This window comes from Macrococcus epidermidis (assembly GCF_003259695.1).
GTDB classification, from domain to species: domain Bacteria; phylum Bacillota; class Bacilli; order Staphylococcales; family Staphylococcaceae; genus Macrococcoides; species Macrococcoides epidermidis.
The window spans coordinates 180,496-201,939 of the sequence record NZ_PZJH01000002.1; the positions used below are offsets into that span (position 1 = coordinate 180,496).

26 protein-coding genes are annotated in these 21,444 nt (G+C 34.6%); 20 read left to right on the top strand and 6 right to left on the bottom strand.

The window, feature by feature from the left end; all coding sequences use genetic code 11:
* Positions 1-18: 18 nt before the first annotated feature.
* From murT to scdA, 4 genes are all read left to right on the top strand, one after another.
* Positions 19-1,338 (top strand): lipid II isoglutaminyl synthase subunit MurT, encoded by a 1,320-nt coding sequence (gene murT, locus BHU61_RS07565; RefSeq protein WP_111715849.1) that lies wholly within the window; start codon positions 19-21, stop codon positions 1,336-1,338.
* A complete protein-coding gene (gene gatD, locus BHU61_RS07570; protein ID WP_111715851.1) occupies positions 1,331-2,059 on the top strand; it encodes a lipid II isoglutaminyl synthase subunit GatD in 729 nt (242 codons plus the stop codon). Before murT ends, gatD begins: the two co-directional genes overlap by 8 nt.
* A 173-nt stretch (positions 2,060-2,232) precedes the next feature.
* On the top strand, positions 2,233-3,372 hold the full coding sequence (locus tag BHU61_RS07575) for a TIGR04053 family radical SAM/SPASM domain-containing protein (RefSeq protein ID WP_111715853.1): 1,140 nt from the start codon (positions 2,233-2,235) through the stop codon (positions 3,370-3,372).
* A gap of 67 nt (positions 3,373-3,439) precedes the next feature.
* Entirely contained in the window at positions 3,440-4,117 is a 678-nt protein-coding gene (scdA, locus tag BHU61_RS07580; protein WP_111715854.1) for an iron-sulfur cluster repair di-iron protein ScdA, read from the top strand.
* A 29-nt stretch (positions 4,118-4,146) separates the two neighbouring features.
* On the opposite strand, the gene BHU61_RS07585 is transcribed toward scdA, so the two are convergent.
* A complete protein-coding gene (locus BHU61_RS07585; protein WP_111715856.1) occupies positions 4,147-5,142 on the bottom strand; it encodes an FUSC family protein in 996 nt (331 codons plus the stop codon).
* Between the two features lie 167 nt (positions 5,143-5,309).
* Here BHU61_RS07585 and map point away from each other — a divergent pair, with 167 nt between their 5' ends.
* The 5 genes from map (at position 5,310) to BHU61_RS07610 (ending at position 8,873) form a co-directional block, all read left to right on the top strand.
* Positions 5,310-6,065, top strand: a complete 756-nt coding sequence (gene map / locus BHU61_RS07590) for a type I methionyl aminopeptidase (RefSeq protein ID WP_111715858.1) — start codon at positions 5,310-5,312, stop codon at positions 6,063-6,065.
* A 102-nt stretch (positions 6,066-6,167) separates the two neighbouring features.
* On the top strand, positions 6,168-6,518 hold the full coding sequence (locus BHU61_RS07595) for a hypothetical protein (protein ID WP_111715859.1): 351 nt from the start codon (positions 6,168-6,170) through the stop codon (positions 6,516-6,518).
* Between the two features lie 15 nt (positions 6,519-6,533).
* The gene (gene liaF / locus BHU61_RS07600; RefSeq protein WP_111715861.1) at positions 6,534-7,229 is read left to right on the top strand and encodes a cell wall-active antibiotics response protein LiaF; all 696 of its coding nucleotides are present in this window, start codon (positions 6,534-6,536) and stop codon (positions 7,227-7,229) included.
* On the top strand, positions 7,226-8,248 hold the full coding sequence (locus BHU61_RS07605) for a sensor histidine kinase (protein ID WP_111715862.1): 1,023 nt from the start codon (positions 7,226-7,228) through the stop codon (positions 8,246-8,248). Before liaF ends, BHU61_RS07605 begins: the two co-directional genes overlap by 4 nt.
* A 1-nt stretch (position 8,249) precedes the next feature.
* Positions 8,250-8,873: a response regulator transcription factor gene (locus BHU61_RS07610; protein ID WP_111715864.1), complete on the top strand. Its 624-nt coding sequence runs from the start codon at positions 8,250-8,252 to the stop codon at positions 8,871-8,873.
* Between the two features lie 47 nt (positions 8,874-8,920).
* Here BHU61_RS07610 and BHU61_RS07615 read toward each other — a convergent pair whose 3' ends face one another.
* The 3 genes from BHU61_RS07615 to BHU61_RS07625 are packed head-to-tail and all read right to left on the bottom strand — an operon-like array spanning position 8,921 to position 10,880.
* Positions 8,921-9,493 (bottom strand): beta-class carbonic anhydrase, encoded by a 573-nt coding sequence (locus tag BHU61_RS07615; RefSeq protein WP_111715866.1) that lies wholly within the window; start codon positions 9,491-9,493, stop codon positions 8,921-8,923.
* A 19-nt stretch (positions 9,494-9,512) separates the two neighbouring features.
* On the bottom strand, positions 9,513-10,541 hold the full coding sequence (locus tag BHU61_RS07620; protein WP_111715867.1) for a YihY/virulence factor BrkB family protein: 1,029 nt from the start codon (positions 10,539-10,541) through the stop codon (positions 9,513-9,515).
* A gap of 33 nt (positions 10,542-10,574) precedes the next feature.
* Entirely contained in the window at positions 10,575-10,880 is a 306-nt protein-coding gene (locus BHU61_RS07625; protein ID WP_111715869.1) for a YtxH domain-containing protein, read from the bottom strand.
* Positions 10,881-11,061: 181 nt separating this feature from the next.
* Between BHU61_RS07625 and BHU61_RS07630 the strand changes: the two genes are divergently transcribed.
* The 4 genes from BHU61_RS07630 (at position 11,062) to BHU61_RS07640 (ending at position 13,418) form a co-directional block, all read left to right on the top strand.
* On the top strand, positions 11,062-11,259 hold the full coding sequence (locus tag BHU61_RS07630; protein ID WP_133447018.1) for a DUF1128 domain-containing protein: 198 nt from the start codon (positions 11,062-11,064) through the stop codon (positions 11,257-11,259).
* A 26-nt stretch (positions 11,260-11,285) separates the two neighbouring features.
* Positions 11,286-12,521 (top strand): aminopeptidase, encoded by a 1,236-nt coding sequence (locus BHU61_RS07635; protein ID WP_111715873.1) that lies wholly within the window; start codon positions 11,286-11,288, stop codon positions 12,519-12,521.
* A gap of 55 nt (positions 12,522-12,576) precedes the next feature.
* A complete protein-coding gene (locus BHU61_RS13410; protein ID WP_165983398.1) occupies positions 12,577-12,750 on the top strand; it encodes a hypothetical protein in 174 nt (57 codons plus the stop codon).
* Between the two features lie 149 nt (positions 12,751-12,899).
* Positions 12,900-13,418, top strand: a complete 519-nt coding sequence (locus tag BHU61_RS07640) for an acyl-CoA thioesterase (RefSeq protein WP_111715874.1) — start codon at positions 12,900-12,902, stop codon at positions 13,416-13,418.
* A 33-nt stretch (positions 13,419-13,451) separates the two neighbouring features.
* Here BHU61_RS07640 and BHU61_RS07645 read toward each other — a convergent pair whose 3' ends face one another.
* A complete protein-coding gene (locus tag BHU61_RS07645) occupies positions 13,452-13,970 on the bottom strand; it encodes a helix-turn-helix domain-containing protein (protein WP_158554295.1) in 519 nt (172 codons plus the stop codon).
* Between the two features lie 129 nt (positions 13,971-14,099).
* Positions 14,100-15,224 (bottom strand): radical SAM/CxCxxxxC motif protein YfkAB, encoded by a 1,125-nt coding sequence (gene yfkAB, locus BHU61_RS07650; protein WP_111715876.1) that lies wholly within the window; start codon positions 15,222-15,224, stop codon positions 14,100-14,102.
* Between the two features lie 134 nt (positions 15,225-15,358).
* Between yfkAB and BHU61_RS13415 the strand changes: the two genes are divergently transcribed.
* The 7 genes from BHU61_RS13415 (at position 15,359) to BHU61_RS07680 (ending at position 21,440) form a co-directional block, all read left to right on the top strand.
* Positions 15,359-15,517, top strand: coding sequence for an SE1561 family protein (locus BHU61_RS13415; protein ID WP_096075943.1), 159 nt, complete (start codon positions 15,359-15,361; stop codon positions 15,515-15,517).
* An 11-nt stretch (positions 15,518-15,528) separates the two neighbouring features.
* Entirely contained in the window at positions 15,529-16,908 is a 1,380-nt protein-coding gene (rlmD, locus tag BHU61_RS07655; RefSeq protein ID WP_111715878.1) for a 23S rRNA (uracil(1939)-C(5))-methyltransferase RlmD, read from the top strand.
* A gap of 90 nt (positions 16,909-16,998) precedes the next feature.
* Positions 16,999-17,517 carry a type 1 glutamine amidotransferase domain-containing protein gene (locus tag BHU61_RS07660; RefSeq protein ID WP_111715879.1) on the top strand — a complete coding sequence of 173 codons (519 nt, stop codon included), beginning with the start codon at positions 16,999-17,001 and terminating at the stop codon, positions 17,515-17,517.
* A gap of 496 nt (positions 17,518-18,013) precedes the next feature.
* The gene (locus BHU61_RS07665) at positions 18,014-18,727 is read left to right on the top strand and encodes a glycosyltransferase (RefSeq protein ID WP_111715881.1); all 714 of its coding nucleotides are present in this window, start codon (positions 18,014-18,016) and stop codon (positions 18,725-18,727) included.
* Positions 18,728-18,784: 57 nt separating this feature from the next.
* Positions 18,785-19,579 carry a recombination regulator RecX gene (gene recX, locus BHU61_RS07670; RefSeq protein ID WP_111715883.1) on the top strand — a complete coding sequence of 265 codons (795 nt, stop codon included), beginning with the start codon at positions 18,785-18,787 and terminating at the stop codon, positions 19,577-19,579.
* The gene (locus BHU61_RS07675) at positions 19,576-19,896 is read left to right on the top strand and encodes a YfhH family protein (protein WP_165983397.1); all 321 of its coding nucleotides are present in this window, start codon (positions 19,576-19,578) and stop codon (positions 19,894-19,896) included. Before recX ends, BHU61_RS07675 begins: the two co-directional genes overlap by 4 nt.
* A gap of 11 nt (positions 19,897-19,907) precedes the next feature.
* On the top strand, positions 19,908-21,440 hold the full coding sequence (locus BHU61_RS07680) for an ATP-binding cassette domain-containing protein (RefSeq protein ID WP_111715884.1): 1,533 nt from the start codon (positions 19,908-19,910) through the stop codon (positions 21,438-21,440).
* Positions 21,441-21,444 lie beyond the last annotated feature (4 nt).

Consider the following 21,444-nt stretch of genomic DNA (forward strand, 5'->3'; position numbering starts at 1 on the left):
TGAAATTAGGAGGTTACTATGAAAAAATTTGCTGCAAAAAATTTAGCGAAAGCTGCACGACGTTTAAGCATTATGGCAGGTAAACGCGGAACAGATTTGCCAGGTCAGGTTGCGCGTAAAATTGATCCGCAAATATTAAAGAAACTAAGTGCCGAAGTTGATGAAGTGGTCTTTATTTCAGGAACAAACGGGAAGACGACGACAAGTAATTTAATCGGACATACATTGAAACAAAATAATATTAGCATTATTCATAATACAGAAGGTGCCAATATGGCTGCTGGTATTACATCAAGTTTCATCGTACAATCTTCAAAAGATACAAAATTAGCGATTATTGAGATCGATGAAGGCTCTATTCCACGTGTACTAAAAGAAATGACTCCGACAAAGATGGTGTTTACGAATTTCTTCCGTGATCAGATGGATCGTTTTGGTGAAATAGATATATTAGTCGATAGAATCGCTGAAAACATAAAAGGACGAGGGATAGAACTCATCTTAAATGCAGATGATCCGTTTGTTTCACGTTTAAAGATTGCGAGTAATAAAGTGACATATTATGGTATGAAAAATCATATTCATAACTTTGAAGAAAGTTCAATGATTGAAAGTAAATACTGTCCAAATTGCGGTAAAATGCTCCATTATGATTGGATTCATTATAATCAGATTGGACATTATTCTTGTACGTGTGGCTTTAATAGAAATACACCGAAATATGAAGTAGAAGCATTAACTGAGACACCATTCTTAAATCCAACGATTAACGGACATACATTTAATATGAAGATTGCAGGCGACTTTAATGTCTTCAATATCATTGCAGCATACGCAGTTTTACGTGAACTCGGATTAAATGACAAATCGATTGAAAAAGGATTTTTAACCTACACAAGCGATAATGGGCGTATGCAAAACTTCGAAAAAGGAAACAAACAAGCCATTATCAATTTAGCGAAGAACCCAGCTGGATTGAATGCAAGCTTATCCGTCGGTGAAAAAATTGAAGGTGAGAAATCCTATCTAATCGCATTAAATGATAATGGTGCAGATGGACGAGACATTTCGTGGATTTGGGATGCTGATTTTGAAAAGTTAGCACGTCAAAATATACCTTATATTATGTGTACAGGAAATAGAGCTGAAGAGATTGCATTGCGATTGAAGTATGCTGAAATTGGTGCTGAAATTTATGTGAATCAAAATATAAAGGAAGCGACACATACAATACTAAAACGACCTGAGTACACAGTATGTATTCCAAACTATACATCTTTAGAACCGATGCATCAGGCATTAAATCAATTCTTTGAAGGAGGTAAAGGAAATGAATAGAGCTATCGAAGTATTTCACTTTATGCCGGATAAGTTAAATTTATATGGTGATATCGGAAATATTATTGCTTTGAAACAACGTGCCAAATGGCGCGGACTGAAAGTGAATGTTACAGATATTAATACGACACAAGGCATTAAGATCAGCGATGCAGATATATTGTTTATCGGTGGAGGGAGTGACCGTGAACAAAAGATTGCAACTGATGATTTGTTCCGTGTTAAAGATGATTTTAAAGCAGCAATTGAAGACGGTATGCCAGCACTAACCATCTGTGGTGGTTATCAATTTTTAGGTGAAAAATATATTACGCCAGATGGCCAGGAATTAAAAGGGCTGCATATTTTAGATTTCTATACTGAATCTAAGAAAGACCGTTTAACAGGAAATATCGTGATTGAATCTGAAACATTCGGTCAAATCGTTGGATTTGAAAATCATGGTGGGAGAACATATCATGATTACAATACGTTAGGTCATGTTGTCAGTGGTTATGGTAATAACGACACAGATAAAAAAGAAGGCATTCATTACAAGAATTTATTAGGAACGTATTTACACGGACCGATCTTACCGAAAAACCATGAGATTACTGATTATCTTCTGAAACAAGCTTGTGAACGTATCGGTATGGCATTTCCTGAAATGCGCCTCGATAATAGTGTGGAAGAAGCGGCGAAACAAGTTATTGTAAAGCGATTAGTGGAAGACAAGAAATAAATATGAAATTGTTATGGGGCGATTCTGTTGGGGAATCGCCCCGTTTATATTGATTTGGGCCGATTCATAGAGAGAACCGCCCAACAATCTTGTGACAAATTATCAAACTCTTTTAAAGATGTATTTAAAATATATCTTTTAGGTGTATAATCGACTTATAAGTTCGGGGAGGGATTTGTTTGATAGATTATAACGAGAAACCATTTATCGTCATCTGGGAAGTAACACGTGCTTGTGAGCTACATTGCCTACATTGCAGAGCTGAAGCACAAATTAATCGCAATCCATATGAGCTAACGACGGATGAGGGTAAAGCATTGATTGATGATATTGCACAGATGAACGGACCGATGCTTGTATTTACCGGTGGCGATCCTTTGATGAGAGAAGATATTTTCGAATTGTCAGCTTATGCAGTTGAAAAAGGTGTTCGCGTTTCTATGACACCGAGTGCCACTCCAAATGTCACAAAAGAAAATATGCAGCGTGCAAAAGATGTCGGTTTATCTCGTTGGGCATTCAGTATAGATGGACCGAATAAACAAATCCACGATCATTTCCGAGGTACAGAAGGTAGCTTTGATTTAACGATGAACGCAATTCAATATTTAAAAGAATTAAAGATGCCATTACAAATTAATACGGTGATTAGTCGCTATAATATTGATTATTTAGAAGAGATGGCTCAGATGGTTGAAGATTTAGGTTGTGTACTTTGGTCAGTTTTTTTCTTAGTTCCTACGGGTCGAGGAAAAGAAAGTGATATGGTCACCCCAGCACAACATGAAGAAGTATTTCGTTTCTTAAATAAATTACGTAAGACAGCTTCATTTGGCATTAAGACAACTTCTGCACAACATTATCGACGCGTCGTGCTTCAGGAACAGATTCGTGAAATGAAAAAATCTGGGACGTTTGATGCAATTAAATATGAAGACAGTTTAACAACGATGGATATCAATACAATTGATGGATTAGGTCGTGCCCCTAAAGGTGTCAATGATGGTAATGGCTTTGTATTTGTATCACATTTAGGACACGTTTATCCGAGTGGCCTGCTTCCTGTTTCATGTGGAAACATTCGACAAAAACCACTCAGTGATATATACGTAAACGCACCAATATTACAAAACTTACGTAACCCTGATCTATTCAAAGGTAAATGTGGCATGTGTGAATTCAGATATGTATGTGGGGGTTCAAGAAGTCGTGCATACGCCGTAACAGGAGATTTAATGGAATCGGAGCCTTTCTGTGTATATCAACCTAAAGCCTGGATACAACATCAAAGAAAGCTGAAAGCAGTTAATTAAAAGAAGTAAAAATGCTTATATAAAATGAATCAATAAAAAAATTTAAAATTAATCGGAGGAAAAAAACATGATCACTAAAGAAATGCTCGTTTCAGATATCGTAAAACAATCGCCTAAATCAGCAGATATTTTTAGAAGTAACCGTATCGATTTCTGCTGTGGGGGTAATATTCCGTTATCAGAGGCTATCAACGAAAAAAGTAAGCCACTTGATGCATTGTTAGAAGAAATTAACGCTTTAGATAATGGTAGTGATGGAACGATTGATGTACAGTATTTAGATAATGCAGCGCTTATCAATTACATTCAAAATAAATATCATAAACCACTTGCAGAAGAATTTAAGAACTTAATGCCTTATGTAACGAAAGTAGCAAAAGTGCATGGTGAACGTCATCCACATCTAATAGAACTAAAAGAACTCACACTGAAGCTACGTGATGAATTATTAGATCACACTAAAGATGAAGATGAGAATGTATTTCCACTTGTCATCGAATATACAAACAATCCGACAGAAGATTTAAAGACTAAACTTGCACCTCATATTGCTGAACTTGAAACAGAACATGACGGTGCAGGTAATATTTTAAAACGCATGCGTGAAATGACGTCCGACTTTACACCACCGATGGATGCTTGTGGTACATTTAGAGTTGTATACCAACGTTTAGCAATGCTTGAACGTGATACTTTCCAACATGTACATCTGGAAAATAACGTATTGTTTGAAAGAATTAAATAGATAATCAAATAAAAAGAAACAAGTCGTAATTAGACTTGTTTCTTTTTATTTGGATGATCAGCAAGTAATCTATTGATCATCAGCAGTTCATAAATGTAATGACTTTTCATTTGATTATCATCAAATTCAGTTAAATGCTTCACGCTATTTTTAAGTAAACTCAGCGATGATTTGTCTGGATGGTAAGTGCGATCTTTACCGAATGATTCAAATGCTTTCATAAGTTCATTGAGTGCTTTCTTTTCTTCTATTGTCATTTCAAAGGTCGTCCCATTTGGAATGAGTATCATATGATTAATATGCAGCTGAATGAGACGGTTAACATCAAGTCGATGACGTAACTTAGTCAATTCGTACTCAATTTCTAAATTTTTATGAAAATGCAATTCCTCTTTTTCATATGCCAGTAAAGTATCAATCTTTGCGATTAATTTATTTGTTTGCTCCATCATCGGCAAAGTGCCGCTTAAATCAGCAAGGTTAGCATTGATTTCAGTCGAACGCCTTACAAGCATCGCCATTAACTTTGATTCCAATATATCCATAAGACTCGCGATCTGCGTATGATACTTTGGTGGTAATACAAAGAAATTGACGACAGTAGCTGTTGTTAAACCGATAGTTGTCGTTGCTAGTCTTGAAAAGAAGTTAAATGCAAAATCCTGATGAATATTAGGCACCATAGCTACTGCAGTAAGACTGGCAACAAGCATGCCATCATATAACTTAAGTTTATAGCAAACAAACAAAGTCAGTGTTGCCGCAATACTATAACTTAACGCACTATCTCCTAAAAAGTATGTACTCATTACAGCGATAAATGCCCCGAGTATAGAAGCAGGAAATCTGATAAAAGCTTTCTTCAAAGAAGCGCGTGCTGTCGGTTCTATCGATACGATTGAAGTAATTACAGCAAATATCGGTGGTAAATTAAAAAATTGACATATTACTGCAGTTAAAAAGGTTGCAAGCCCGGTTTTAATCGTGCGGGCACCGATTAATTTTTTCGTCCATTTTATTTTCATTTCATCATTCCAATTTTTAAAAGTAGTATACTGCATAATCTTTGTTATAATAAACAGTGACGAATATATGATATGGTTATTAATCAAATTAATCAATACCTTCGTATGAAATTAATCGATATTTACGCATATCATATGCATAAATTTAATTGAAAGAAGAGATAAACATGATCGTAACATCAGAAAAAGATTTACAAGGACTTAAAGAAATTGGACGTATTGTAGCACTTATACGTGATGAACTTAAGAAACAGGCGAAACCTGGTATGACAACTAAACAGCTTGATAATATTGCCAAAGAATTATTTGAGGTGCACGGTGCTCAATCAGCGCCAATCACTGAATATGACTTCCCAGGATACACATGTATTAGTGTAAATGAAGAGGTAGCACATGGTATTCCGGGGCCACGTGTTATCAATGATGGAGATTTAGTAAATGTCGATGTATCTGCATGTAAAGATGGCTATTATGCAGATACAGGTATTTCATTTGTTGTAGGTGAAGTAAATGACCCTATGAAACAAAAAGTAGTGGATTGTGCTGAAATGGCATTTAATGAAGCGATGACGAAGATTAAACCTGGTGCGAAACTCAGTAATATCGGACGTGCAGTAAACGCGACAGCACGTAAAAATGGCTTAACAGTTATTAAAAACCTAACTGGACATGGTATCGGTAAAAGTTTACATGAAGAACCAAAGCATATTATGAATTACTATGATCCAATGGATAAAACTTTGTTAAAAGAAGGTATGGTATTAGCTGTTGAACCTTTCATCTCATCTAAAGCAACAATTGTTTCTGACGGTAAAGATGAGTGGGCATTTGAGACGAAAGATAGAAGTTTTGTCGCACAAATCGAGCATACACTAGTCGTTACAAAAGATGGTCCATTGCTACTTACAAAATTAGAAGATTAATCATACTACTTTAGTTGTAGTCAATAATCATTCCACAGACGCTTATATGTTTGTGGAATTTTTTTTATAATGGTGATACTACGGAACGAATGGGGTATGAATATGCAAAAGATAAAACATTACTTAAACAATACTGTCAAAGCCTGCGTTCAGAACTTTATGTATTTTAGGACAGCTTCAGCTTATAAACGTCTAGCTGATATCAATGGATTAAAAAATATAAAACAAAATGAAATGATGCAGTTAACATCTGAAAAGGAACAATTACAATCTGTACTTGAAACATATGAAATTAAACCGACAGAACATTTAAAGAACAATCGTCAACCTTTGATCAATAAACTTAATACGATTGATAATGATATTGATGAAATTGAATCATTACTGTTAAACTTAGAAGAAGAAAAAAGAAATATACAATATGAAATATTATTATTATCCAATGTAAAATAAAGAGGAAGTGTATATGTGAAACAAATTGTTAGTTCAGAGTTATTAATCATCTTTTTTACATTGATACTGTTATCGAACCTGTATTACATATTCTTTGTTAAAATTGGGATGCTGCTTGTTATTGTTGTAGCAATTGCACTGATTTACTTAAGCCAGAACATGAAAGAAAATCTGCGCGGGCTTATCATTTTGTGGATTGGATTAATCATGTTGATGTTTGGTTTACTATCTAATCCATATACTTTAATCGTCTTGTTTAGTTTCATTATTATCGTTGCAATCAGATATATTATCTATAAACGTCAACCGATGAAAGTCATCCAGACAGAAAATAATAAGATGATCATCAATAAACAATCTTTGTTTAGCTTTCAGTCAACACCAGACAGAGTGTATAAATTTGAAGATATCAATCTGCAACATGCGATTGGTGATTTAAATATTGATTTAAGTCAGGCAGCAAATCTAAAAGAGATTAATATTGTAGTTGTGCGCAATATGATTGGTAAAACGACTATTACTGTACCTTATCACTACCAGGTAAAAGTGGATTATACAACGATGTATGGCCAACTTAATATTCAGGATGCGTATACTAAGAAGGCACGAAATGAACGTTTGACTTACGAATCAGATGCATATCCTAATAAAGTAGTGATCAAACTTTTTGTATCATCAATCGTCGGAGATTTAGAGGTGCAGTACCGATGAATAACTATACGAGAATGATTGGTTCTTTATTGATACTTACTTATAGTCTTGCCGTAATATTTTTCGTGCTTGACCGTATTTTTGTAAATATCATCTATTTTCAAGGTATGTTTTACACACAGATCGTTGGCGTTCCGGCTATACTTTTTTTAAATGTGATCGTAATACTCGCCTGTATTATTATGGGTTCGATACTTGCATATCGCCAAAATGAGCAGTACTCAGATATTCAGGAAATGATATCGCGGCTTGGTGACGGAGAGAAGATTACACTGGATAATTTAAATCAAGATTTAGAAGTTATTGAAATCATGAAAACTTTAGAACATGTAAGTACAATCATCGAAGACGTTAAACGTCAAAATCAGCTTGTAATCAATGATGTTCATACATTAAACGAAGAGACGGTGAAGCAAATTGTAGAAGAGGAGCGTCAGCGACTTGCAAGAGAATTACATGACTCGGTAAGTCAGCAGCTTTTTGCGGCAAGCATGATGCTATCTGCTTTAAAATCAGCAAATCATGCTGAACAGGTAAGCAAACAACTTAATCTATTAGAGAAAATGCTCCATGAGTCACAATTAGAAATGAGAGCGTTGCTATTACATTTAAGACCCGTCGGTTTAAAAAACAAAACGTTAGAACAAGGATTAATACAGCTTATTAAAGAATTGAAACAAAAGATACCATTAAATATCAACGCGGATATTGAAGAGATTAAACTTGAAAAAGGTGTAGAAGATCATCTTTTTCGAATTGCTCAGGAATCAATATCCAATACGTTACGACATGCTAAAGCAGAGCATATTACGATTGAATTATTTAAAACGGGTAACCGTGTTATATTGAGAGTGACAGATGATGGTCTAGGCTTTGATATTAATCAAATAGATGATACAAGATACGGTTTACATACGATGAAAGAAAGAGCCTTAGAGATTGGTGGTACTTGTCATGTTATTTCAGCACCACAGTCAGGCACTCGCATAGAAGTAAAAGTCCCAATCAAGGAGGAATAACATGCGCATTTTATTTGTAGATGACCATGAAATGGTTAGAATCGGTATTTCAAGTTATTTATCAATGCAGGAGCATATCGAAATTGTTGGAGAAGCGAGTAACGGCAAAGAAGGGATTGAAAAGACCTTAACGCTGTCTCCCGATATTGTATTGATGGACATGGTAATGGATGAAATGGATGGCATTGAAGCAACCATGCAAATTAAAGCCAGGATGCCTGAAGTAAAAGTGATTATGTTGACAAGTTTTATCGAAGACAAGGAAGTTTATCGCGCTTTAGATGCTGGTGTAGACAGTTATATTCTTAAAACAAGCAGCGCTGAAGAAATTCGTGATGCGATATATAAAACTTATGCCGGTGAATCTGTATTTGAAAAAGAAGTAATGGCGAAGATGAGATATCGTCTGAATCAAAAAGCTGAACTGCATGAAATGCTTACTGAACGAGAAAAAGAGATTCTTTTACTCATTGCAAAAGGTTATTCTAATCAGGAAATTGCTGATGCAAGCCATATTACAATTAAAACAGTTAAGACGCATGTGAGTAATATTTTGAGTAAATTAGAAGTACAGGATAGAACACAGGCAGTCATCTATGCATTTCAGCATGATTTAATTGAATAAAAGAAGAGTGAAATGCTGTAATTAGCATTTCACTCTTTTTTAAAAGGTTATTTTTCTACATGATCATATCCATTAACAAGTAATTCTACTTCACCTGTATGCGGTTCGATTACGAGGCCGTGCACAGGTACTGAGCGATCGAATAGTGGGTGGTTGTATACGAGTTTAACGTTTTCTTGGACGTTTTCATAAACATCGTTAAATCCACCAAGGAAGTGATCGACATCAATACCAGAATGAATGATAGTATCCATCACTTCTTGTTTGATACCGCGATCTTTCATCGTTGATTTTACTTTTTCAACGTCAAGGGCGCCCATACCACAATCTTTATGACCCATAATAATGATTTCTTCAGCACCTAATGCATAGATACCGACAAGTAAGCTACGCATTGTAGATCCATAAGGATGAGTAATTGTAGCACCGGCATTTTTAACAGTCTTAACATCACCATTTTTTAAGCCAAGTGCTTTAGTAGATAACTCCTGTAATCTTGTATCCATACACGTTAACAATACAGCTTTCATAGCAGGGACTTTAGAAGTCACATACTGCTCATAATCTTTGTTCTCTACAAAATTTTTGTTGTATTCAAGCATACTAGATAATAAAGTCAATGTAATCCCTCTTTCACTATTATTGCTGAGATGATAATTTCTTCTCATGTATTATAGCATTAATTTGAGCTCCGATAATAATGATAAATCCAGTTAAATATAACCATAACATTAAGACGATAACCCCTCCGATACTACCGTATGTTTTAGAGTAGTTACCAAAGTTACTTACATAATAACCGAATAAGAAACTTGCGCCAATCCATGCAATTGTCGCAAATAATGCACCTGGAATTACAGATTTAAACTTTAATTTTACATTTGGTGCAATTGCATAAAGTGTTACAAACACGATAAATGTAATGATTAATGGAAGTACTACTTTAATTAAAGAGAAAACCCATTTAAATTGCGATTCTAAACCGAACTGACCGAATAAATAGTTACCGATTTGTTCACCGAATACTGGTAATGCAAGCGCAATACCAAATACAACAACCATAACTAGAGTAAATAATACACTTAATAATTTAGCAACGATTGGATTACGCGCATCTTCAACTTCATATGATACATTGAAAGCATTCATTAACGCAGTCATTCCGTTAGATGCTGACCATAGTGCAGCGATTAAACCGAATGATAGTAAGCCGCCGTTTGCATTTTTCATGACATCAGTAACAACTTCTGTAATCATCTTTGAAGTTTCTCCTGGTGCGTTCTTTGCAATCATATTAGTGATAGTATCAGGAGATACATTAAATAACGGTATTAATGTTAATAAGAAGATTAACATTGGGAATAAAGACAGTAAGAAATAGTAAGCAAGTTGTGCTGATAAACCAGCAGCGTCATCTTTACCAATTCTAAATAATAATTTGTTTAAGAAATTACCGTCATGCTTATACTTTGCAGGCTTGTTGATTTTAGAAACATACAATGTCTCATTTTCTTTTTTTGCTTGTTTTGATTTAAAACGTTGACTGTTTACATAATACTCATCTTTGTTCGACAATTTGTTTTTCTCTTCAGCCTCCAAATTATTAGACTCAGGACCTTTAGCGGCCTGAGTCAGAAATTTAGAGGTGCTTTTTTTAGCTTTCGACATATTTCCACCTCATTATTAAATTGATTTAAGCAATTATCCGTTTGGTCCAGAGATTTTCTTTTGGTTACGCTTTTGAATAAATGTATCTTTTGCATCTAAAATAGCACGTTCTAATTCTGGGTTATTACGACGGATTTCATCGATTGTTTCTTTCCAGTATAATAACTCATCTTTTAAATTTTTAGCTTTCGCTTTTGTAGATGGAGCTGGTGTGATACCGTTTTGTTTTGTTGATTGTACTTGAGTTTTAACCGAACTACGTGTCTTTTTATCAATCATTGATACTGCGGCACCGATAATAGCACCAGCAATTGTTGCAGGGATTAATTTGTTATTCATAATTGTTCTCCTCCTATATTGTAAGAAATGGTGTGTTTCACACCTATTAATTATTATATAGCCATTTGCAGAGATTGATAAACAAAGAAATATCAAAAATACAAAAATTTTATATTATTCATTTTTTGAATAGTTTGATAAAATAGAATTTGTATGAAATTTGAAAGAGAAGGTGCTAATGATGAATAAAGAACAAATGGTAAATGAAATCATTCAAAAGTTAAAATTAGTAAATGTCGGTGTAATAAAGCCTGAATCTATTGACGATAACAAAATTGATGAATTAAGAGAGATACATGAGATGGTAACAAAAAGAGACAGCTTTTCTCCAAGTGAGATGAGTGCGTTAACAGATGCATTAGGGCAACTAAGAAAATAATATTTATACAGAAAAGGGGATAACACATGAGCTACAACAAAGAAGAAAAATTACAAAAATACGCTGAATTACTTGTCAAAGTCGGAATGAACGTTCAAAAGGACCAACGTGTATTTATTCGTGCAACAGTTGACGCAAAAGATTTTATTCATTTAATCGTAGAAGAAGCTTATAAAGCAGGATCAAGTGATGTTAAAGTATCTTATGGTGATGACCGTCTGGCACAATTAAACTTCCAGTATCGTGATCAGTCTGCATTTGAAAAAGTACCACAATATTTAATCGATGAGCGTATGGATTACGCGAGAGACTATGCAGCACAATTAGCATTAATTTCTTCAAGTCCTGAAAATTTAAAAGATGCAGATCCTGCGAAAGTAGCAGCTAATATGAAAGCTTATGGCGCTGGATTTAAAGAATATATGAAGATGATGCAGTCAGACCAGTTCTCTTGGACAGTTGCAGCATATCCATCACCAGCATGGGCGCAATTAGTATTCCCTGAATTAGAGGAAGCTGAAGCGTTCGATAAATTATTAGATGCTATATTAGAATCTGTACGTATGAATGAAGCAGATCCTGTTCAGGCGTGGGTTGAACATAATGATAATCTGCATGCGAAAGCAGACTACTTAAACCAAAAAGCTTATGTGGCATTGCATTATACAGCACCAGGAACTGACTTAAAAGTTGGACTTCCGAAAGGACATATTTGGAGTGGTGCTTCTAGTATCAATAAAGATGGAACGTCATTCATGGCCAATATGCCGACTGAAGAAGTATTTACGGTACCTCATAAAGATGAAGTTAATGGTACAGTATCCAGCACATTACCGTTAAGCTACGGTGGCAATATTATCGATGAATTTACTTTAACATTTAAAGACGGTGTCGTAGTTGACTTTGATGCGAAAGTTGGTAAAGACATTTTAGAAGGATTATTAAACTCAGATGAAAATGCAAAAAGATTAGGTGAAGTCGCATTAGTTCCACATGATTCACCAATTTCAAATTCAAAGATTCTTTACTATAATACTTTATTTGATGAAAATGCATCTTGTCACTTAGCATTAGGTTCTGCCTATCCTTTCTGTATCGAAGGTGGTAAGGAAATGAACGATGAAGAGCTGGCAGCACACGGTTTAAACAATTCCATTACACATGAAGACTTTATGATTGGTTCTGCTGAAATGAATATTTCAGGTATTACAGCAGACGGACAAGAAGAAGCAATCTTTGTAAATGGAAATTGGGCGTTTTAATTTTCAAAATAAAGTGATATGATTATATTATTATTGATATAAGAGGAGGATGGTCATGTCAGTTCCTATGATGTGGTTAGTAGTTATCGCATTCTTATTTGTGATCTTTACTTTCGGTGGATTTATTATGATGACGTTAATCAATGCATTTGATTCTAGAGAATCAGATATTATTGATACACCTGAAGAAGCTTTAGAAAAGAAAGTTTTTGCAGACGATTTACATTAATAACTTTTAAAGAGATAGATTTCTATCTCTTTTTATTTTTTGTGCTAGCGACAAAGAAAGAATACTGCTAGCGCATAACAGAATCAAATCATGCATATACTAAATTAAACTTTAATCATTACATAAAGTAATAGAATAGAGGTATGACGATGACAGAACGATTAAAAAAGACGATGAATGCATCAAAGACAGTTAAGACGAAACAAATCTTTCCGACTGATACGAACCATCATAATACATTATTCGGCGGAAAACTCATGGCTTTAATTGATGATGTGGCAAGCATTGCGGCAACACGGCATTGTGCGCGTTCAGTAGTAACGGCAAGTACAGATTCAGTTGACTTTTTAAAGCCGATACGTCCTGGTGAAGTAGTGACACTCGAAGCGGTCGTAACCTATACAGGTACATCATCTCTGGAAGTATGTGTGCAAGTCATTTCAGAAAATGTAATTCAGCAGACAAAACAGTTAGCTGCGATTAGTTTCCTGACTTTTGTAGCACTGGATGAAGATAATAAACCGGTTATTGTACCTGAAGTCATTGCAGAGACAGAAGATCAAGTTTGGCTGAATGAAACAGGGAAAGAACGTGCAGAATTTCGTAAAAGCAGAAGAGATAAAAGTAAAGAACTATTAAATTTCTTTGAGAAAAATATTGAAGTATAAAAAAACGAATCCGGATTGATTTCCGAATTCGTTTTATTGTTTGTGTATCTCATTCACTACAAGAAATTCAACAGCTTCATCAGTAAAGTTGTACCAGTAATGAGGTTCGTGCGCATCAAACATATAAGATGCGCCAGGCTGTAATTCTAAACGTTTCGTACCAACCGTAAGTGTCAAAGTTCCTTTGATACAGTAAATAAATTCAACACCAGCATGTTGACTTGAATCATCCTGACTTGCACCAGGCTGTAATACAACGCGAATCGGTGTAAATGCGCCAGGTACGCCGTTTGATAAGTTTTGATATGTAAATGACTTAGTAAGTTCTGAAGCATCAACTTCTGTCTTTTCAACAGTTGTTGTATGGAAGAAATAACTTGGATGAATCTCTAATGCATCTGCAATCTTTCTAAGTGATGCCATCGTTGCGCTACATTTATTCGTTTCCAACTGTGAAAGAAAAGCGATAGAAACGCCAGTTTCATCCGATATGTATTTTAAAGTTTTATTCTGCTTCTTTCGAATTTCTCTTATCTTTTCCCCGATTGTCATATGAATAACACCCCTAAAATATACTTTATATATCATTATACATGAAAATTAGCATCGAATAATAAGAATATTTCAAAAAAACTAATTATTATTAAAAAAAGACCCAGAGTGGGTCTTGATGGGATATCATTATTGATTCATCCTAATTTCATTTGCTTTAAAATCAACATTCGGATAATACATATTTTTAACGAGTAGATTCGGTCCTAAACATTTCACTTTTGGACAGTGGCAGTTTAGGGATTGATTGAGTGCACTTACCTTCCACTTATCATAGATATCTTGAAGTGGCGTCGTAATAATATTTTCAATTGTGCCCGTCTCATCGCCAAAGTCGGTTACAATTACGTCACCTGTAAATACGTTGACATTTAATCTAGATCGACCATCCGGATCGTTACGAACCGTAACATTTTTAGCTTTATTTACTTCTTCCAGGAATAATAAATCATCTTTATCAAATGAACAAGGAAGAATAGGTAACGTTCCAAATAACATCCAGGTTTCCTGATCTCTAAATGAAAGAAGCTTTCTGATTGCAGCTTTCGATTCTTCAGTTGTTAATACATTTAAGTCACTTGCAAAGTCAGATGGGTACATCGGATGTACTTCATGACGTGCACATTTCATATCATTTACGATTTCATGATGAATCTTTTCAAGATAAGGTAGCGTGCTTTTATTCAGCATCGTCTCAGCTGAGACGAACATGCCTGCTTCAGATAATTTGCGCGAATTCTCAATCATCTGTTCATAGAGCTTATAACGTGCAGCAAGTGGGGGTTTCTTATCCATTACGTGGAAACCAACTTCTGCAAATTCATCGATTGTACCCCAGTTATGAGAAATATGCATGACATCAACCAAGTCAATAATTGGTTCATATCGATCGTAATTAATCGTTAAATTCGAATTCATCTGTGTATAGATACCACGGTCCTGAGCATATTTTAATATTGGAATAACAGTCTCTTTGATTGATTTCTTTGAGAACATCGGCTCTCCGCCTGTAACACTTAAAGTAGAGAGATGTTCAACTTCATCCAGACGTTTGAAAATGGTCTTCATATCAATCGTATCCGGATCTTTTAATTGCAATGTATAACCGACAGCGCAATGTGCACAACGCATATTGCATAAAGTGGTCGTTGTAAATTCAATGTTTGAAAGTTTCGTTTCACCATATTTTTCAACGTCGTTATATGCTTCCCAAGGATCATTGTGAATTGAAATTTTGTCTTTCAAATGTATCATTTTTAGCCTTCTTTCCAGTAATCGTCTTTTTCTATTATGAACGTGTGAGAATGTTTGTCAATAATAAATACATTGAAAGTTTAAGGAATCTGTTACATAATGAATACATTCATAGAATAAAAAAGGAGCACATTATGACTAAAGATTCTTTAGAAGAAATTAAAGTAAAATTAAATGATTTTATGGAGACGATTGATTCAGTAGACCCTGAGACAACAGATATTCATGATATCGATGAATGGTTAGCGTTACTTGATCAGTTAGAACAGAAAGTAAAATCTATTCAACAATAAGGAGATAAGTTATGGCAGATATACAAGTAAAGATCGGTCAGCAGTTTCCTTTAACAATTAAAAGACTCGGTATAAACGGCGAGGGAATAGGTTATTTTAAAAGGAAGATTACATTTGTTAAAGGGGCATTACCGGGCGAAGTAATCGTGGCACAAGTTACAGATATAAATCATAAATATTTAGAAGCGAAGATGGTAAAGATTCGTGAAAAATCAAGAGAGCGCGTGAAACCTCCGTGTAATGTATTTGATTTATGTGGTGGATGTCAATTACAGCATCTGTCATATAATGGACAATTGAAATATAAGAAACAAATCGTTGAAGATGCTATTACTAAATACGCACCTCACGTTAAGCTTGATTCAATTAGAGACACTTTAGGCATGGCTAATCCATTTGGTTATCGAAATAAAAATCAATTCCCAGTGGAGAAATCAGGACGAAAAATTCGTGCAGGACTATATAAAGAACATTCTAATACTTTGATTGATTTACATGAATGTATCGTACAAGATGATCGTACGATGAAGACGACTAATGAAATCAAGAAGATAATGAGTGAGCTGAATATAGAAGTTTGTAAAAATCCGTCGCGTGATGTTGGAGTTCGACATATTATTACCCGTGTAGCACTTGCGACTGGGGACTTACAAGTAGTCTTCGTAACCAATACGCGTGATTTAAAGAAGCAGGACTTGTTAGCAGAACGTGTGATGCGTTTACCTGGTGTTAAAGGTGTTGCAATAAACATCAATAAAGAGAAGACATCGATTGTAATGGGAAATGAGACAATCGTTATTGCTGGTGATGAGACGATTCGTGAAACGTTACAAGATCACGTGTATGACTTATCAGCAGAAAGCTTCTTCCAGTTAAATCCGAAACAAACCGTTGTACTTTACAAAGAAGTAGAACGTGCGGCAGGATTGACAGGCAAAGAAAATGTTGTTGATGCATTCTGTGGAACAGGTACGATTGGTATATGGTTAGCAGATAACGCGAAAGAAGTGCGTGGAATGGATACGAATGAAGATGGAATCGTTAATGCTATCTATAATGCTACAGCAAACAATAAAGATAACTGTAAGTTTGAAATTGGTGATGCATCAGAGAAATTAAATGAATGGATTGAAGAAGGCTTCTATCCAGATGTAATAACAGTGGATCCGCCAAGAACAGGATTATCTGAAGAAACCATTAAATTAATCAATGAAATCAAACCGAAGACATTCGTCTATACAAGTTGTAATCCATCAACACTTGCGAAAGATTTAGCACATTTAACGAAAGCGTTCCAGGTTGAGTACATTCAGCCGGTGGATATGTTCCCACAAACAGCGCAAGTAGAAGCAGTTGTGAGACTTGTACGAAAAAGAAAGTTAGGGAAATAACAGTTACATCCATAGTAATTTGCTATGGATGTTTTATCATTTTTAAGACGGGTAAATAATACTATAACGATTTTAGGAGGAATTTATATTATGACTAAGAAAATCGCAGTAGTATTAGACAATTTATTTGAAGATGTAGAATATACGAGCCCGGTTGAGGCCTTTAAGAATGAAGGACATGAAATTACTGTTATCGGTAAAGAAGCGGGTAGCACAGTAAAAGGTAAATCTGAAGATACAAAAGTTCAAGTCGACAAAGCAATCAGCGATGTAAAACCTGAAGACTTCGATGCGTTACTTATCCCTGGTGGCTTCTCACCTGATATGTTACGTGGAGATGAACAAGGTCGTTTCGGTGAATTTACGAAACATTTCGTGCAAGAGGAAAAACCTGTATTTGCTATCTGTCATGGACCGCAATTATTAATCGATACAGATTTATTAAAAGGTAAAAAGTTAACAAGTTATTTATCTGTACGTAAAGATTTAGAAAATGCTGGTGCAACAGTAGTAGACGAATCAGTTGTTGTAGATAGCAATATCGTAACATCACGTACACCTGATGACTTAGAAGACTTTAACCGTGAATCATTAGCATTATTAAAATAAATTAGTTTACTTAACCAGCTGACAAATGTCAGCTGGTTTTTTCAGTTAGCGACAAACCTAGAATATCGCTAGCAAGTGGCGGAATAGGATTGTAATTATAAAGATGCTAGCGACAAACGTAAAATATCGCTAGCAAGTACCGAAAAAGAATCGAAAACAAAAAGATGCTAGCGACAAACGTAAAATATCGCTAGCAAGTACCGAAAAAGAATCGAAATCAAAGAGATGCTAGCGACAAACGTAAAATATCGCTAGCAACTAACAAAAAAGAACCGAAAACAAAGAGATGCTAGCGACAAACGTAAAATATCGCTAGCAACTAACGAAAAAGAACCGAAAACAAAAAGATACTAGCGACAAACGTAAAATATCGCTAGCATAAACACTAACATCACCTCATACATCCCAGGACTGATTTTATACACATCCTGCTTCTTTTAATTCCAAACATTTAACCGTGGTGGTAAGATGAAATTAAGAAAAGAGGTGCTTACAGTTGAGAAGAAAAAAACGTGGATGCGGTTGTTTTTCTATTTTACTAATCCCATTACTATTAATTATGTTATATGTCGGTTTTAATGTATATAAAGGCTTTCAAGTCGATATCGGTGAACTTCGTACAATTGAGCAACAGGAAACTTATGTTGCCACACAAGATATGCAGCCTTATGTGAAAAATGCATTCATCGCTGTTGAAGATAAACGCTTCAATTCACATGATGGTGTCGATTGGTTTGGAACTGCACGTGCCATTATCGTCTCTATCAAAAACGGAGAAGCTTCACAAGGTGGGAGTTCTATCACCCAGCAACTTGCGAAGACGTACTTCTTTAATAATGAAAAGTCTATTTCACGAAAGATTAAGGAAGTTGTAGTCGCTAAACGTATAGAGAATAACTTCACAAAAGATCAGATTATGAGTTATTATTTGAATTCCATCTATTTTGGAAATAATCATTATAATATTGAAAGTGCTGCGAACGCAGATTTTAATGTCAGTACACATAAAGAAAATCAATATTACCCTCAAATAACAGTACTCCAAAGTGCCTTACTGGCAAGCAGTATTAACGCACCATCTGTATACCATCCAGAAGCTTATCAATCAGACACTGCTTTAAAGACACGTACAAAAGAAACGCTACAAAAGATGCTGGATCAGAAATTTATTGATCAAACGCAATATAATGAAGCTGTAAGTGGGTTATAATATTTATAAGGTTAACGCTAAATATTCATTTAGCGTTATTTTTATGGAGGTTTTATGATGGAGAAAAAAATCACCAAAATAGAAGTACAGAAAAATAATAAAGAACGCTTTAACTTATATATCAATGGTGAATTTTTCGCAGGTATTGATGCTGCTACTTACGTTCATTTTAATCTGAAGAAAGATTTAATACTTACAGACGAAATGCTGATTAAAATAGGTGAATATGATGGATATCGTGTAGCGATCAATAAAGCCATTCAATATTTATCATATAAGAAGCGCACAGAAAAAGAAGTACGAGATTACTTGATGAAGTTAGAAGTAAATCCACAGGCAATTGATAAAGCAATCGAGTATTGTAAGGTAAATGGTTATATCAATCACGAAGATTATTGTATTAGCTTTATGAATACAATGCTAAATACGACTGATAAAGGTCCGGTTATCTTTGCTCAGAAATTAAAGGAACTTGGTGTAGAGCAAAATTTAATCGATAACTATTCATATCAATTCGAAACTGAAGTTACCAAAGAAAGAATAGATAAAATTGCCGCTAAAATAACAAGAAAGTACGAAAAAAAGCAATCTGCACGTATGATTCAGCAAAAAATAATGCAAACTCTGATTCAAAAAGGTTATAATTTGGATATTGCAAATGATGCTTTAAAAAATGTTAAAATAGAAACAAACGAAGACGCACTACAAAAAAATCTTGAAAAAGAAGTTAATCGTTTAGCGCGTAAACATGAAGGTTTTGAACTGAAGCAAAAAATCATTCAAAGCATGATGAGAAAAGGTTTTGAATACGATATAATAATAGAACGTTTAAAGGATAGTGGACTCGAGTGAATGAGAAAAAATTAATCGAAATGAATGAACATGAACTACGTGAGATTGTCGGTACTTATCGTGAAAAAGCAAGAAAAGCTGAAACGATGGGGATTGTAAATGAATATGAAGTCTGGATGCGTAAAGCTTTGATTGCAGAGAGCTATATGGTTGATACAAAAAAGGTTGAAATCGGTAAAGTATATCAACTGATTGGAAATCAAAAAGAATACTTTAAAGTTGAGCGCATTAAAGGCGTATTTGCGTGGGGATTCAGATTAGGTTCCCAATTAGATGAAGAAGGGATACCTTTGGCACTGTTACAGCTTGATGCTTAAGGAGAATAAAAATGTCAAATAATATTTTAGTAAGACTGGTAAATGTAACAAAATACTTCCGTCATGTCAGCGGATTCTCAAAGTTTAGAGATATTATTATGCCGGAATCTAAAAATCATCATGTTGAAGTAAAAGATGTTACGATTCATCTATACAAAGGAGAAATTTTAGGTTTAATCGGACTACCCAACTCTGGGAAATCCGTCATTGGTAAATTAATATCGAAAGTTGTTGAACCAAATGAAGGACGTGTAAAAAACGATCATCCGACTTTTTTAGCGAGTCATAACCATATTCTTGATGGGGAATCATCAGTTAAGCAACTGATTGAATCTATCTTCTTATCGTATAATCTTCCATTAAATTCATTTAATGAAAAACGTAAACATGTACTGGAATTTAGTGGTTTAAAAGATCAGGAGAAAAAATCAACGAATGATTTAACGACATCTGACCGCTCTAAGTTAATGATAGCATTAGCATATTTTTTAAAACCGGAAGTTATTATATTTGATGATTTATATCAACATCTTGATGATGTTTTTAAAGAGAAATTTGGCATGGTGATTGATTTACTTGTTAAGGAAGGCAAATCAATCGTATTAATTGAGTCAGATATTGACTTTATTAATTCCAAAGCAAATTATATTACCTGGATGAGTCATGGACAGGTGAGGAAGTCTGGTACGCCAGCTGAAATTATTCCACTATATCATACATATATTAAAGAATATAATAGTTGTCGTAATGAGAGTGAAAGAGAACTGTTTGATTTGAATTATAAGATGGGCAGATCTCTTGATCATGATGAAGGAGATAAATTAAGTCGTATCAAACGTTATGGTGGGTTTATTGTAGATGAAAGCCTGCAAAAGCTGCTTACAACGAGTGCACTAATATTGTTTGGTATTGCCCTAATGTTCGTATTATTACTGAATAATATCGGTGTACCAAGTAAAATTACTGCTACTGAAGAAAATAGTATCGTCGAAAAACCGAAGAAAGAATATATCGATAAATATGCATTCGGTGTAACAAATAAGGAAACGAAGCTTACAAATAAATCTAAAGATGTTAAGTTACCAGGCAATACAGTACTAACGATCTCCGGCTTGAACGAAAAGGTTTATAGAGTAGATTTTGCAGGCAGCGCAATGGATGTGAATAAAAAAGATATTACTTATATCAATCCAGCTGCATTGTATGATGAGCATACGTATAGTGAGCTTGAAGATTATATGTATGGCAATTATGTTAACTTTAGAGAATTCTTTAATGGGTACTTAGGCAAAAGTCATGCAACAATCAATAAAGAGTTGTATCCGGAAACAAAAGATAGATATAAAGTTAAATTAACAAAGAATAAAATTAATCTGCATTTTAACGATACGAATCATATGAACGGCATAAGTTTTCCGATAGAAAATGCAGCGGGTTTAAAAAAGAAATTTGGCATTCAAACAGATGAATGGATCGTAAAAATTGGAGAGGGATATGGCATTGCAGACTTTTCGAAGAATGAATGGCTATATATTCAAATGTAGGTGT